The sequence below is a fragment of the Flagellimonas aquimarina genome, from assembly GCF_003149745.1.
Taxonomy (GTDB): domain Bacteria; phylum Bacteroidota; class Bacteroidia; order Flavobacteriales; family Flavobacteriaceae; genus Flagellimonas; species Flagellimonas aquimarina.
The window spans coordinates 213,580-227,551 of record NZ_QGEG01000002.1; the positions used below are offsets into that span (position 1 = coordinate 213,580).

At 36.4% G+C, this 13,972-nt stretch carries 12 protein-coding genes; 3 read left to right on the top strand and 9 right to left on the bottom strand.

All coding sequences use genetic code 11. The features are described 5' to 3' along the window. Positions 1–42 precede the first annotated feature (42 nt). The 5 genes from DKG77_RS07705 to rho all read right to left on the bottom strand — a co-directional run bounded on the left by DKG77_RS07705 (position 43) and on the right by rho (position 7,570). Positions 43–1,965 (bottom strand): LruC domain-containing protein, encoded by a 1,923-nt coding sequence (locus tag DKG77_RS07705; protein WP_165819366.1) that lies wholly within the window; start codon positions 1,963–1,965, stop codon positions 43–45. 186 nt (positions 1,966–2,151) lie between these two features. Continuing rightward, positions 2,152–4,203 carry an LruC domain-containing protein gene (locus DKG77_RS07710; RefSeq protein ID WP_109661882.1) on the bottom strand — a complete coding sequence of 684 codons (2,052 nt, stop codon included), beginning with the start codon at positions 4,201–4,203 and terminating at the stop codon, positions 2,152–2,154. Positions 4,204–4,460: 257 nt separating this feature from the next. Next, on the bottom strand, positions 4,461–5,150 hold the full coding sequence (locus DKG77_RS07715; RefSeq protein ID WP_109661884.1) for a hypothetical protein: 690 nt from the start codon (positions 5,148–5,150) through the stop codon (positions 4,461–4,463). Between the two features lie 6 nt (positions 5,151–5,156). Then, positions 5,157–5,822, bottom strand: a complete 666-nt coding sequence (locus DKG77_RS07720) for a hypothetical protein (protein WP_109661886.1) — start codon at positions 5,820–5,822, stop codon at positions 5,157–5,159. A gap of 143 nt (positions 5,823–5,965) precedes the next feature. After that, entirely contained in the window at positions 5,966–7,570 is a 1,605-nt protein-coding gene (gene rho, locus DKG77_RS07725; RefSeq protein ID WP_109661888.1) for a transcription termination factor Rho, read from the bottom strand. A 192-nt stretch (positions 7,571–7,762) separates the two neighbouring features. On the opposite strand from rho, the gene DKG77_RS07730 reads away from it, so the two are divergent. Continuing rightward, positions 7,763–8,173: a DUF4293 domain-containing protein gene (locus DKG77_RS07730; protein ID WP_109661890.1), complete on the top strand. Its 411-nt coding sequence runs from the start codon at positions 7,763–7,765 to the stop codon at positions 8,171–8,173. Positions 8,174–8,259: 86 nt separating this feature from the next. Here the strand turns inward: DKG77_RS07730 and DKG77_RS07735 are convergent, their stop codons facing one another. From DKG77_RS07735 to DKG77_RS07745, 3 genes are all read right to left on the bottom strand, one after another. Beyond that, a complete protein-coding gene (locus tag DKG77_RS07735; RefSeq protein WP_133248436.1) occupies positions 8,260–9,111 on the bottom strand; it encodes a DUF6503 family protein in 852 nt (283 codons plus the stop codon). A gap of 81 nt (positions 9,112–9,192) precedes the next feature. Next, positions 9,193–10,152, bottom strand: a complete 960-nt coding sequence (locus DKG77_RS07740) for an MBL fold metallo-hydrolase (RefSeq protein ID WP_109661894.1) — start codon at positions 10,150–10,152, stop codon at positions 9,193–9,195. Between the two features lie 3 nt (positions 10,153–10,155). Further along, positions 10,156–10,650: a metallophosphoesterase family protein gene (locus DKG77_RS07745; RefSeq protein ID WP_109661896.1), complete on the bottom strand. Its 495-nt coding sequence runs from the start codon at positions 10,648–10,650 to the stop codon at positions 10,156–10,158. 88 nt (positions 10,651–10,738) lie between these two features. On the opposite strand from DKG77_RS07745, the gene truA reads away from it, so the two are divergent. Then, positions 10,739–11,485 (top strand): tRNA pseudouridine(38-40) synthase TruA, encoded by a 747-nt coding sequence (truA, locus tag DKG77_RS07750; protein WP_109661897.1) that lies wholly within the window; start codon positions 10,739–10,741, stop codon positions 11,483–11,485. Beyond that, the gene (locus DKG77_RS07755) at positions 11,478–13,250 is read left to right on the top strand and encodes an ABC transporter ATP-binding protein (protein WP_109661899.1); all 1,773 of its coding nucleotides are present in this window, start codon (positions 11,478–11,480) and stop codon (positions 13,248–13,250) included. Before truA ends, DKG77_RS07755 begins: the two co-directional genes overlap by 8 nt. Position 13,251: 1 nt before the next feature. On the opposite strand, the gene DKG77_RS07760 is transcribed toward DKG77_RS07755, so the two are convergent. Then, positions 13,252–13,923 carry a DUF3667 domain-containing protein gene (locus DKG77_RS07760; RefSeq protein WP_165819367.1) on the bottom strand — a complete coding sequence of 224 codons (672 nt, stop codon included), beginning with the start codon at positions 13,921–13,923 and terminating at the stop codon, positions 13,252–13,254. Positions 13,924–13,972: the final 49 nt, after the last annotated feature.

The window sequence follows — 13,972 nt, forward strand, 5'->3', positions numbered from 1 at the left end:
TCAATTTTTTAAAAATTCCTTTAATAAGGTTGCTAAATTAGTTTAGTTCCCTTTTAGTTTTGACTTGTTTCTATAACCAGGAAAATCTTTGTACCAATCCTTTCTGTTGTTACCACCAGATAATCCCCATTCTTCAAAATATAGATAGCCCGTATTTATGGGTTCTTTCTCCTGTAATAGAGGAAAAGATTCAATTACGTTTATGGCCCAGGGCAGACCATTCTCCGTTGTGTAGCTACCATCTGTATCTGCATTGTTTCCTTGTACTTCTGGTTGGGAATTACCTAATGTTGTTGGCTCGTAATTGGCTAGATGGATTTCTTTTTCCCTTTCTCCATTGGCCACTAAAAATGGATTAAAAGGAGCATAATCCAATGAAGTGTTGGAAATTGGGTTGACAAATGTGACACTAACTTTGTTTTCTTGGTTTACCAGAATTGAATGATCATCAAATAGTGCAATCACTGTATGCTGTTGATCTAACTCCGTTCCGTTACTGGCAAGGTTAAAAACATTCCTCTCCAAAATTTGGCCTGTTACGGATGCTACATTGTTTGGGTTGAGTCCTTCTATTTCAAAAGCCATACTATTAACAAAACCAGCACCATCCGAGGTTACAACATAATCAAAATCAATTGCTACCATTTGGTTTGATGAGTTAAAAATCTTGACTATTGAATAGTCCAAAGCTGTATCATTAAAATCATAATCTCCTTTAAAAGGCCAGAGATCTTCAAAAACTATAGAAGCTTTTGTTGAACTTGAAGGATAGGTTATTGAGTATGCTTTGGTTGCATCCTCCGGATACTCATCTACAGAATCTACAACACCATCGCCATCTTGATCATTGCAAATTTCAACTTCCGAAAATGTAAACCAATTAGAGTCATTTTGGGAGTTGGTTGTAGGGTCATCAATTCTTCTCCAGACAATTTTGTCAAAAGTTCCTGAGGTTGCTGATATCAAAATAGATCCGTAACCATCTCTATAATATCTTCCCTTGGATCGAGAATCAATGTCCTTTAGTATTCTTTCCGAATCATCATAAAAGAACTCTCCACCCCCAGATAATATGGTTTCTTCATGCTGCTCACCAACAAATTGATACATTGATGCATCCACACTTCTAAAGTGCATTAACAGATTTTGAACAGGAGTATCAAATGTCATTTCGAATTCCACATAACCATCTGAATCATTATTGGTATCAATCCTTGAGCTTATCCAAAAATTAAAGCCTGAAAAGGTGAAAATTGGGGTAGAGAAACCTGCACCGGCAAGTGAAAGACGGTTTTTAAGCTCCACACCATCTACTGAGGTAGCTGTGATAATTGAAGTTACCCCTTGTTTAGGAAACTGGATGTTAGATATGGTGTTAACATCACCATCATCTGTAATTATTGTGTTGCTAAGATCTGTGTAAAATCTTTGACCGTAAACATTTGCACAATCGGTGCTGCGCTGATTCTCCTCTATAGTTGTTTTAAAAATGGCTTTTTTTCCAGAAGTGCCATTATAAGTATAAGAAGCGGAATTTTGTATTATTGGCACCACAAAATCATCAATGTGTTCGTTTGATTTTCTAACAACAAACAGATTGTCAATTATGGATGATAGTGTTACACTTTCTTGGATGGACCCGTTAAAAGGTAATCTCTCAAAAAGTTTATTGGGTAGGGGCCCCGTAATGCTGTCTAAGCTATTTATGAGTTCATCGCTATAAGCGTAAACTTCATAAAGCGCATTGGGAGAATTATCTGTGATATTGACTGATACAATATTTTCGGTCCTAAAATCAAAGTCGGAAGGAAATTTTAAATCTGTAAGAATTAAATCCTCAACAGCTGTAGAATCATTGGCAATGGACTCAAGATAGTTATTGTACTTCTCTTTTAAACAACCTTGCATAAAAAAGGCCGTAATTGAAATAAGTAATAACTTAAAAATCCTATTCTTCGTCTTCATAGATAAGAATTTCATTAAATGAACGAAAAAACCTACAAAAACCTATATTTTGTCGATGAACTACGTTGCAAAGTTGTAAAAGCAGTTAAAAACGTTGCAAGGAGAAGGTTTTACCTTTGGGGGCTATTACCATAAAGAAGCGCCTCTTTATGAGGCGTTTCTTTTTTATAATTATCACTAAACTGGCTAGTCCTGTAATTCCGATTCATTTCTATAACCATTTGAATCTTTATACCAATCCTGGAACAAAGTTCCACCTGAAGTGGCCCATTCATTAAAGAAATTATATGCTTGGTTTACTGGGACATTTTCCTTTGGGGGTTTAAAATTGTGAACAACGTTTATGGCCCATGGCAATCCAGTGTCGGTTTGATAATTTCCATCAATATCTCTATTCACGCCTTCTACGGATGCATCATTCACACCCAAAGTTGTTCTGAACCTGTTTGGCAAATGAATTTCTTTGCCCCTGTCCCCATTAACAATTAAGAAAGGGTTAAATGGCGCCAAGCCCAACTGATTGGTGGTTATGGGAGTTGTAAATTTTATGGACACCATTGAAGGTATGTTTAACATGGCGTGGTTATCATCAAATAATATTATTACAGCTCTATTTTGTCCTTGTTCCACCCCATTTGGCGCAACGTTGATAAAATTTTCTGTCAAAACGGTTCCTGTAACAGATTCGATTAGACTTGGGGCTATACTTTCCAATTCTATACCAAAGGCATTGATTAGGCCAGCTCCGTCTGATGTTACCTCAAAATGGATATCTAACTGTACGGCCATGTTATCTGCATTCAATACGGCCACAAACCGGTAATTTACTGCTGTGTCATTAAAATCATAATCTCCAAGAAAAGGCCATAAATCTTCAAAGGCCAAAGTTCCCCAACCATATTTACTGGGGGTAAACTGCTCAAAAGCTTTGTCAGCATCATCTGGATACTCATCATTGCTATCGGTAATTCCGTCACCATCTGTATCGGGGTCGACAGTAACTTCATCAAAAATCCTGAATGTGGTCAAGTCATTTATGGCTCTATCATATGTTATGCCTGATGTTGAACTTGGGCCATAACGATATTCCCATCCTCCGGTTTCCGTGTCCATGACAATTAGATTGCTATTTCCACCATTATTGGCTAACCATAATTCATTATTTGAGTCAAATGTCATGGAAGTGGGTTGGAACGGCAGATCTTCACCACTGATTCTTGTGGAATCATAATCTCCATTGGAATTTAGGGCCAGTCTATACAATCCAGAAAACGAGCAAAGAAATATTGTACCATCCTCTGCAAAAGCTAAATCTCCTCCTTGCTTTTTGTCTAAGCCTTTTATATCCCAATTTGAAAGAATATTGGCATTTTGGGGGTCAATGGTATATAGTTTTTCTCCTGTAGAAAAGTATAACAACCCATCTTGACTGTTAAAATCTAATCTGGGGCCACCTTTTCCAACATTACCAATGGTAGTCCAAAGGTCGTTGACAATGTCATATTTCATAAGTGGATATGGGCTGCTCTTTCCTATGGAGTACAATATTTTGTTTTCCTGGTCAATGGCTGCTGTCCAGCTTCCCATGGGCATATCGGAAATAAAGGTATAAACACCTGTTACGGGATCTACTTGGAATAAATCTCCTCCGCCGTTAACGCAGTACAAGTAGTCTTCTACCATTGGTTTACCATTAGATGCTCTTTTTCCACTATTATCGGGTAGATATGTATAGGTGACCAAACTTGAAACTATGTCAACTACAGCCGATGAGTATTTAAAACCTTCTTTTCTGCGGATGTAAAGTTTTTCAAAATAGTCTGGGACTATAAAAGAATGTTCAATTTTACCACCTGATGGAACTCCGCTTAAAATAAGATGGTTTAGGTTATCCACTGAAATATCAAAATCTGTTTCTTCCTCGTCTTCTTCGTTTAGGTAAGTTATCTGTTCACCAATCACTATTTCATCATTATAGGCATAGACATCATATTTAACATTTAAAGTGTTGTCGTTGATGACTAAGCTTACCTCTTTCTCCGTCTTAAACTCAAAATCAGTTGGTATTTGTAATTCTGCAAGTTCCAACTCATCTACAGGGATTTCTTCTACAGGCGGGTTGGTTTCTCCTTGGGGGTCTGGCTCAACAGGGGCATCTAAGCTATCTTTTACACAAGAGGTGTAGGTTATTGCTGTGATCAAGCATAAAGCAGATAAAACAATTTGGGATGTCTTCATCTTTGTAACTATTTGGCGGATTTACTATCCGAATTTTAAATAAAAGTATGTACCCTTAAATGAGGTACATTTTGTTTTTAGTTGATTTACTTTTAGGTATCGATAAATGGCATGTTTTAATCGATAAAATAAATTTTACTTTTTTTGAACGAAAAAACTTACAAAATTATATTTATAATCGATGAATGACCACATAAAGTTGTGAAAGAAGTGAAACATGTGGTATTTGGGAAGTAATTGTAAAAACAGAAAAGGGCTTACCTAAAAGCCTTTCTTTTTCCCATTAGAAGCCCAATAATGAAAAGCAAATACATTAATGCTATAAAGGTTAGTAATGTAATTCTAAGGTGATACTGGGTGGAAATGCTAAAATTAAAATAATCTGAAAGCAAAATGAAAGGGAAAAAAGTATAAAAAACAAATAAACCCGCGCTTACCCAATATAGCAAATTGTGTTTTTGAGGATAAGGATTATCTTCTGATTTTTTTTCTTTAAAATAAAGTATAATTGCCAACACCAAAGCTACTGAACCAATAGCATGAGCATAGGTTAGTTGTTTGTGCAATGGATTCTGAAAGAAAATGCTAACCAAATAGGATAGAGAGCATAGATAAGCCCCATACTTGATCATTTTTTTTGAAGATTTGTTTTTTAAGGTTTTCCAATAGACCCAATAGAAGAAAAGAAAAGTTACTATCTGATAAATATTATATATGATGACATTATGCCAATCATATCTATAGTCTGAAAAAAACTGAAAATCTGCATGGTTTTTAATAAAGTAACCCAAGAGTTCGGTAAAAAAAGTATAGATGATAAGTATAGGAAGGTATTTCAATACTGTATCAAAATACCTTCTATACCTATATACAGCAATAAGCCATGTAAGTAAATACAAGGGTATATAAAAATGTTCTTTAATAAATTGAATGAACTCTTGGGTCATGTAATTCTAAAAATCGTTGTTTGGGGGAGGTCCGGAAGAACCATGATTCATATTCAAGCTTTGCCCTGCAAATAGTGCAGGTGGAGAAGAAAAGCTGGGAGCAAAACCTGCATAAGACTTTTCATCGTTTTTAGAAATACTCCCCATGCCTTTAGCACCAACAGCATCCTTGATTAATTTGGCCTTACCATCCTCACCTATATAGAATCCATAATCCAGGCTATCAATTTTTATGGTGGGAAGCATAAAAATAGAGTTTTGTCTTGGGTGCACCACTTTTTTTCCATCAGGGAATTTTTCTTTGTTTGGGTAGTTGCCAAAATAAAAACGAACCGTGGAGATATCGACCTTGGCATCTTTTGCTTCTTGTTCAATAAATGCCATATATTGTTTTAGGGTTTTATAATCCCATGAGGTATATCTGGCTGCTTTAAACTTTTCATCATCATTTTCTTCCCTTTCATACGATTGTATGAGTTCTACCCTATTCTTTGAATAATTGTCATACAGTTCTTTGGACTCTTCCAAGGAAATAATTTGTTCTGGTGGTTTTACTCTTTCTCTAGGTTCTTCATGTGGTGGTTCTTCTTTTTTAGTTTTTTCTTGGCAAGCTCCTAAAATAAGAAACATGGAACCCAATAGAAGGGTGGCTATTTTTCTTGTGTTTTTCATTTTGTAAGTGTTTTAGTGTTCATAGTATGAGGAAACTGCTCTAAAGATATGTTTTTTCTTCAAAATTAATACATAAAAAAACCCTTTGATATCACTCAAAGGGTTTTAAAATCTACTATTTTCAAGCTTTTAGAAACAATGGATCATTGACTCATGGTCAACAAAAATTCTTCATTGTTTTTGGTCTGTTTTATACGCTGTTCCATAAACTCCATAGCTTCTACAGGGTTCATATCTGCCAAGTATTTACGCATGATCCACATACGTTGTATGGTGGTTTCATCCAGCAATAGATCATCTCTACGCGTAGAAGATGAAATAAGGTCAATAGCTGGAAATATTCTTCGGTTGGAAATTCTTCTGTCTAACTGCAGTTCCATATTACCGGTACCCTTGAATTCTTCAAAGATTACCTCATCCATTTTGGAGCCTGTCTCTGTTAAAGCAGTAGCTATAATGGAAAGTGATCCCCCATTTTCAATATTTCTAGCCGCACCAAAGAAACGTTTGGGCTTATGAAGGGCATTGGCATCAACACCACCACTCAATACTTTTCCAGAGGCGGGTTGTACTGTATTATAAGCTCTGGCCAATCGTGTTATAGAATCTAAAAGAATGACTACATCGTGTCCGCATTCTACCAAGCGTTTTGCTTTTTCTAACACAATATTTGCAACACGGACATGTTCTGTGGCTTCTTTGTCAAAAGTAGAGGCAACCACTTCACCACGCACATTACGCTGCATATCTGTAACTTCTTCAGGACGTTCGTCTATTAGAAGGATAATTTGATAAACTTCTGGATGGTTGGCAGCAATTGCATTGGCAATATCCTTTAACAACATGGTCTTACCCGTTTTCGGTTGCGAAACGATCATACCGCGTTGTCCTTTACCTATAGGTGAGAACAAATCCATTATCCTTGTAGATAATGTACTTTGTCTTTCTGCCAGTTTAAACTTTTCCTTAGGGAATAATGGGGTGAGGTGTTCAAATGAAACCCTGTCCCTGACCACCTGTGGGTCTAATCCATTTATTTTGCTAACCTTAATTAAAGGAAAATACTTTTCCCCTTCTTTAGGTGGTCTTACGTTACCCAGTACGGTATCTCCTGTCTTTAAGCCAAATAGCCTAATCTGCGATTGGGAAACATAAATGTCATCCGGAGAAGACAAATAGTTGTAGTCAGAAGAACGAAGAAAGCCATAGCCATCTTGCATAATGTCAAGAACACCTTCGCTTTCAATAATGCTATCAAATTCAAATTCAGGTTCTTTGTACCTATTTTTTAAATCCTTATCAAAATTGCTGCTCTTTTTTTCATGGCCGCTATTTCTTTGATGAGGGTTGTTTCTTCTATTGTTTTGAGGTTTTTGCCCCCCACCTTGCTTGTGCGGTTCCCTTTTATTGGGCTGCGTTGTTGGTGTATTCTCTTTTTTCTCAACAGTTTCCGATTCCGCTTTTACCTTTGCAGGTTCAACAACAGGTTCAACAACAGTTTCAGAAACAATTTCCTTTGTTTCTTTTTTAGGTCTTGGAGCTCTTTCCCTTCTTGGTTTTGGAGCAGTTTTTTCTTTAGGTACTATAGCGCTTTCTTGCAAAACTTTTGGATTGGATGCTTGCACATCAAGTATCTGGTAAACCAAGTCCAGTTTTTTTTGGGTCTTAAACTTTGGGACATTGAGGCCTTTTGCAATTTCCTGTAATTCAGGAAGCTTTTTAGCTTTTAGATCTGAAATCTCGAACATTAAGTAATGAATAAATTAAACTTGTATAATGTGTATAATTGAAGTAAAAAGTTATCGGGGTACTACGATAGGAAAGATTTCCCTGGGTAAGTGCTTCGCTAATAACGACACAAGTATACAAATTATTTTTCAACAATAGAGGTCATTTACCGAAAAGACACTTATTTTTGCCATCCAATATCAATTTAAACAATGATTCAGCGAATACAAACATTTTTTTTAGGTTTAGTGACACTAATTTCCGGTGCACTGCCGTTTGTATTGAATTTATGGATTGATGGCGATGGAACGAAGTTTTTTGCTAAAAGCGAATTGTGGATCAGTATTGGGTTTTATGCCTCTGCAGCTTTAGCTTTGATTTCGATTTTTATGTACAAAAACAGACAAAATCAATTTGTGGTAAACAGATTGAATATGATATTGAATCTTTTTTTACTAGGATTTTTCGTTTACCGATCGCTAAACTTATCCGGAGAAAATGTTATTTCTGAGAAGGGTATTGGGATGCTGATTCCTGTATTTTCTATCGTTTTTCTAGTTCTGGCCAACAGAGCTATCAAAAAGGATGAAGATCTTGTAAAATCTGTTGATCGCTTACGTTAAACCTAACATCTTAGTAGTATTAGTGCGAGAAAAACCCGGCCTTGGCCGGGTTTTTTATTTCTTTTTATTATGCAAAAGGGTCTTTACTATTGCATTAATGTTTCCTCAGTAAACCCATTGCCAAATTTTACATTGGTCATTGTTTGTACAATGCTGGGTTCGTCTGCATAACCTTGCTCGCTTGGCATAAAATAGGTTCGTTTTGTTGAAATCATTTGTCCATCTATATTCTCATATTCATAGTTGGCGAGGATAACAGGTTCTTCAACACCCAAGAATGGTAATGAAAAGAAAAACCTATCAATCATTTTAGTTTCTGGATTTACAAACAAAATGTAGATGTCATTTTGTTCTTTTCCGGTAATTGCAGGGTCATAGGTTACGTGAACCTTGTCATAAGTTGTGCCATTATACCCTTCTTGGCCTTGATAAGTGATAATGGTTCCTTTATCGTTCAATTTATATGGCATCACAAACCAAAAATGGTTTGCCTTTCTTAAAAACTCACCCACTGCATTGCCTTGGGGATCTTCAGTTTTCTCTTTATTTACAAAAACAACGGTTTCCTTGCCATTAAAATAATGAACTACTTCACCTTCTGTATCAGGCATCACATTGATTTCATGTTGAGCGTACTTTCCGTATGATGCTTCGGAGTTAAAAATGTAACGTTCTGTGGATACGTCTGCTTTTCCATTTGATCTATAGTCATAGGTGTATTCTACATCTCCTTTTTTCCATAAATCGTTCCAACCACCATGCGCGTGTGCAATGGCTGCCATAATCGTCCTTGGTTCGTTTGTGTCATAAACTGGGGCTTTAGAAACTTCTTCAACAGGCTCAACCTCTGTTGTCTCTCCTTTTTTAGCTTTTTGCGCACAAGACGCCAAAAGTAAAAATGCAGTAATGGTCAATAGTTTTAAACTAAGTGTTTTCATGTTGTTTTGAATAATTGTTTGCTCCTTTAGACGCAATACATGTAAAAATCTTACCATCAAAAAAAACGAACAAAGAAGAAATTACAAATCAATCTTTTTATTGAATTGAGCAACGTTAAAGCCTTGGTTGATTAGGTTATTGAATTCATCACTATTATCATTGAGCAAAGGATTGGTGTGATTGAAATGAATAAAATGGATTTTTGCCTTTTCCTTGTCCGGAAGTCTTTCAAAAAGTTTCGTGCTTTCTATCACAAAAGGATGTGGTATTTCTGAAATATCCCTGTTGTTTATCTCTTTTCCATCATGAAAAGTAGCGTCTAAAAAGGCAAAATCTACTTTGCTTATCTCTTCAACTATACTTTTCTCCCATTTGGACCATTTATCAATATCAGGAATAAAAAGTGCAGATTTATGGTTTCCGATGATTTTATAACCTACAGTTTCCGAGTATTCATCTCTATGTGGAACGGTAAAAGGAATCACACTCAGGTTTGAGGTAAGCTGTACCCTTTTTTCGTTTTCAATTTCTGTAATAAGTATGTTTTTCAAGTCTACCAGCTGGTTCCAAGGACCATTGTTTTCTAGGAACGATTTCATTTTTGGCATTGAGTAAAGCACAACTGCTTTAGCGCCCATTGCCTCCCTGCCTAAATACATTAAACCTGTATAGTGCCCTATGTGCGCATGGGTCAAGAAAATTCCGTCAGGGGCTTCTTCATCTTTTTGGGAGTGTTCTTTTAAAAGTCTTAGTTGCGAAGGCATGTCCGGAGTGGCTTCAAAAAGGAATGATTTTGAATTTTCATGATCAACAACTCCCAAAGAAACAACTTTGCGTTCATGATCTGGATTTTCAAATAAAATGGAACAACACTCTTTTTTGCAACCAATATGTGGACTTCCTCCATCTTGCGCGGTTCCTAGAATGTAAAGAGAAACACCCGACTTGGGGGCAGAAGCATGAAGAACTGCTTTTTTTTCTTTTTTAGAGCATGCAATTGCAAAAAACATGAATAGTAATAGATGACCTTTTACTTTCATAGGTTATCTTTTTTCCAGTTCAATTACTTCTAAATTAGATATTTTGTCTCCATTTATTACAAACCTGAGCATAGTCCTTACATGATGGAACCCATGCTTTCCGCATGCTCCCGGATTCATATGCAATAGATTTAGTTTTTTGTCATTCATTACCTTTAAAATATGTGAATGGCCACAGATAAATAGTTTTGGTGGGTTCTTTTTTATATCCTCCCTCACTCTAACATTGTATTTGTTGGGATAACCACCAATATGCGTTATCCATACATCTACCTCCTCACAAAAAAAACGGTTGTGTTCTGGAAACTCTTTCTGTATGATGTGGTCATCTATATTTCCATAAACTCCACGTAAGGGCCTAATAGCCTTAAGCTTGTCTGTAACATCGAGGCTTCCAATATCACCGGCATGCCAAATTTCATCTGCCTGTTTGGCGTATTTTAAAATAGCTTCGTCAATGTGTCCGTGAGTATCTGAAAGCAAAAGAATTTTGGTCATAACGCTAAAAATATGCTAAAAAATAGTGGTTAGATATCTTTTGCGGGGGATTCAAGTATCTTTAATGCCTTAAATTTAAAGAATCCAATTGAGATATTTTATCCGATTTTCTTATTTCGGAAAGGCTTATCATGGATGGCAGAACCAACCTAATGCCATTACAGTTCAAGAAGTGTTGGAAAATGCCATGTCTACCCTATTGCGAAATAAAATTGAAGTGGTTGGGGCAGGTAGGACAGATGCTGGTGTGCATGCCAAAGAAATGTTTGCACATTTTGACTTTGATCTAATCCCGAACAGAGAGGAACTTGCATATCGTCTTAATGCTTTCCTTCCAGATGATATATCTATTCAAAAAATTATCCCAGTAACATCAGATGCACACGCTAGGTTCGATGCAATAGAAAGGTCTTATGAATATTGGGTGGTCCAAGAAAAAAGCCCTTTTTATTCAGATTTTGCCCATTTCGTTAAACAACCTTTGAATATTGAAGCCATGAACCGTGCAGCTTCTTTTTTACTTGAGCATTCTGATTTCGAATCTTTTTCAAAATCCAATACAGATGTAAAGACATTCAATTGTGATATTAGTCTGGCGGGATGGAAAAAAGAGGAGGACAAACTAATTTTTACCATTAGCGCAGATCGTTTTCTCCGTAATATGGTTAGAGCAGTTGTAGGCACGTTGTTGGACGTTGGCACTGCAAAGATGAAACCGGAAGAAATCAATTCAATAATAACAAGTAAGAATAGGGGGGAAGCAGGAGTTTCTGTCCCCGCAAAAGGATTATATTTGACTAAGGTCTCATACCCAAAAAATATATTTAATGAGTAAGAATGATGAAATAGGAAAAGCCTTTGATTTTGGTCTGTTCAAAAGAGTTTTTGCGCATACTAAACTCTATAGAACTATTTTTTGGGTCGTGGCCATTGTTGCTATCCTATCAGCTGCTTTTGCTGTCTTAACACCAATTCTGGTCAGAGATATCATTAATGAGGCGTTATCCAACAAAGACAGTGAAAAACTGGTTTTTGTTGTACTCGCCATGCTGGGTGCCTTATTTGGACAGGTATTATGTCAACTTTCTTTCAACTATTATGCAAATCTCTTGGGGGAATCTGTGATCAAAGATATTCGCATCAGACTTTTTCAAAAGATGATGGGCTTTAAGATGACATACTTTGATAATTCCTCGATCGGTGTTTTGGTTACTAGAGCAGTTGCAGATATGCAGCGTATTGGGGAGATTTTTAGCCAAGGGTTTTTTGTTATAGTGGCAGATTTGCTTAAAATGCTTTCAGGGGCGGCAGTGATGATCTATATCAATTGGAAATTGGCTTTAATTGTTTTTGCCATTTTGCCAATAATTCTTGTGGCTACGCGATTGTTCCAACAGGCAATGAAAATCGCTTTCATTGAAGTACGGGCCCAAGTTTCTAACCTTAACTCTTTCGTTCAGGAAAGAATTGCGGGAATGAAGATCGTTCAGCTCTTCAATAGAGAGGAAATTGAAAAGGAGAAGTTTAGAAAAATCAATGAAAAACATCAAAATGCTTGGTTGAAGACTGTTTGGTACAATTCGATCTTCTTTCCAATTGCAGAGATTTCCTATTCCATTGGTATTGGTTTAGTGGTTTATTTTGGTGTTATCCAAAACATTGAAAATGTTGCCTTAAATGATACGGGATCCATTTTTGCATTCTTTTTCTTGATGGATTTACTTTTCCGGCCACTTCGCCAGATTGCGGATAAGTTCAATACATTACAAATGGGGATGGTTGCTGCCAACAGAGTATTTAAGATTTTAGATACCGAAAGCCACATTTCTGATGAAGGCAAATTGAAGAAAACTGATGTTAAAGGAAACATTGAGTTCTCTGATGTTCGTTTTGGTTACGTTGAGAATGAAGAGGTTTTACATGGCATTTCATTTAATGTAAAGGCGGGAGAGACTGTTGCAATAGTAGGGGCGACCGGTGCTGGAAAGTCCACCATTATTAACCTATTGAACCGTTTTTATGAAATAAATTCAGGAAACATCTTAATTGATGGCCATAGCATACGCGACTATTCGTTAAAGTCACTTCGTTCTCATATTGCAATTGTGTTGCAGGATGTTTTCCTCTTTGCTGATTCAATAGCAAATAACATTTCACTTAGAGAAGAATCTGTTACCCTATCAGAAATAGAGGCCGCTGCCAAGCAAATTGGAGTGCATGAGTTTATTTCAAGTTTGCCGGGAGGGTATCAATATAACGTTAAAGAACGTGGAACCATGCTTTCTAGTGGACAACGTCAATTAATAGCATTTTTAAGAGCATACGTTAGCAATCCTAGCATTCTAATTTTGGACGAGGCCACTTCATCTGTAGACACCTATTCTGAACAATTGATACAAAAAGCTACGGATAAAATTACAGAAGGGCGCACATCTATTATTATTGCGCACCGATTGGCAACCATCAAGAAGGCAAACAAAATTATTGTAATGGATGCTGGAAAAATTGTTGAAATAGGGACGCACCGAGAACTTCTTAAAAATGGCGGTTATTATAGTGATTTATATGAAGCTCAATTTTTGGCTGAAGAAGTTGCCTAAACTATTTTGGAGCAAAGTCTTCTATAGTGAACTGTCCCATTAGCATTGCTAGCAGCACAATTACCACTCCTAGGGCAAGCATTACTATAACAAATAGAATTAAGTAGACCAACCCTCTAAACAAGGTGCTTAAAAATCGGGTTTGGTGTATTCTTCCAAAAACAAAGAATTGGTACACCACAATCGCAAGCAAGAATACCCAATTGAAAATATCGTATCTAATGTCAAAAAAACCAAATAAGGGTAAACAAAGCAGTACTTGAACGAAAGAAGTCTGACCTGTTATATAAGCATTGGCTACCAAGTGTTCTGTATAATTGAGCTTTTTCTTGTCAATAAAAAGTAGCCAGGTCATTAAAGCATAAATGGGCATTATGATATAAGAAAGTAACCCTTGATAGTCAAACACAAAATCCAAGTTTGGCGTCTGGGCTTCGGTGAAACTGTTACGTGTTAGTTCCACATCATATACATTCCTAAGCACAAAAAATAAGACCCCCGAAAGTGTTACCGCAATAGCAAAATAGCTTATTGGGTTCATGTATTTTTTTCGTGTTCCTGATATATAGCTTTCAACAACAACTTCTGGTTTGGAAAACAAATGTCTAAATGTTTTGAATAGCGTGTTGTCCAAGTTAAATACCTGGTAACTTAAATCTTGCCATACATTCATTAGTGACAATCGGTTTTTGACAACTTTTCCGCCACAATTTGGACAATAA

Excerpts from the sequence above, each read along its gene's own strand:
- DKG77_RS07705 (WP_165819366.1), bottom strand. The coding sequence starts at position 1,965 with ATGAAGACGAAGAATAGGATTTTTAAGTTATTACTTATTTCAATTACG.
- DKG77_RS07710 (WP_109661882.1), bottom strand. The coding sequence starts at position 4,203 with ATGAAGACATCCCAAATTGTTTTATCTGCTTTATGCTTGATCACAGCA.
- DKG77_RS07715 (WP_109661884.1), bottom strand. The coding sequence starts at position 5,150 with ATGACCCAAGAGTTCATTCAATTTATTAAAGAACATTTTTATATACCC.
- DKG77_RS07720 (WP_109661886.1), bottom strand. The coding sequence starts at position 5,822 with ATGAAAAACACAAGAAAAATAGCCACCCTTCTATTGGGTTCCATGTTT.
- rho (WP_109661888.1), bottom strand. The coding sequence starts at position 7,570 with ATGTTCGAGATTTCAGATCTAAAAGCTAAAAAGCTTCCTGAATTACAG.
- DKG77_RS07730 (WP_109661890.1), top strand. The coding sequence starts at position 7,763 with ATGATTCAGCGAATACAAACATTTTTTTTAGGTTTAGTGACACTAATT.
- DKG77_RS07735 (WP_133248436.1), bottom strand. The coding sequence starts at position 9,111 with ATGAAAACACTTAGTTTAAAACTATTGACCATTACTGCATTTTTACTT.
- DKG77_RS07740 (WP_109661894.1), bottom strand. The coding sequence starts at position 10,152 with ATGAAAGTAAAAGGTCATCTATTACTATTCATGTTTTTTGCAATTGCA.
- DKG77_RS07745 (WP_109661896.1), bottom strand. The coding sequence starts at position 10,650 with ATGACCAAAATTCTTTTGCTTTCAGATACTCACGGACACATTGACGAA.
- DKG77_RS07755 (WP_109661899.1), top strand. The coding sequence starts at position 11,478 with ATGAGTAAGAATGATGAAATAGGAAAAGCCTTTGATTTTGGTCTGTTC.
- DKG77_RS07760 (WP_165819367.1), bottom strand. The coding sequence starts at position 13,923 with ATGAATGTATGGCAAGATTTAAGTTACCAGGTATTTAACTTGGACAAC.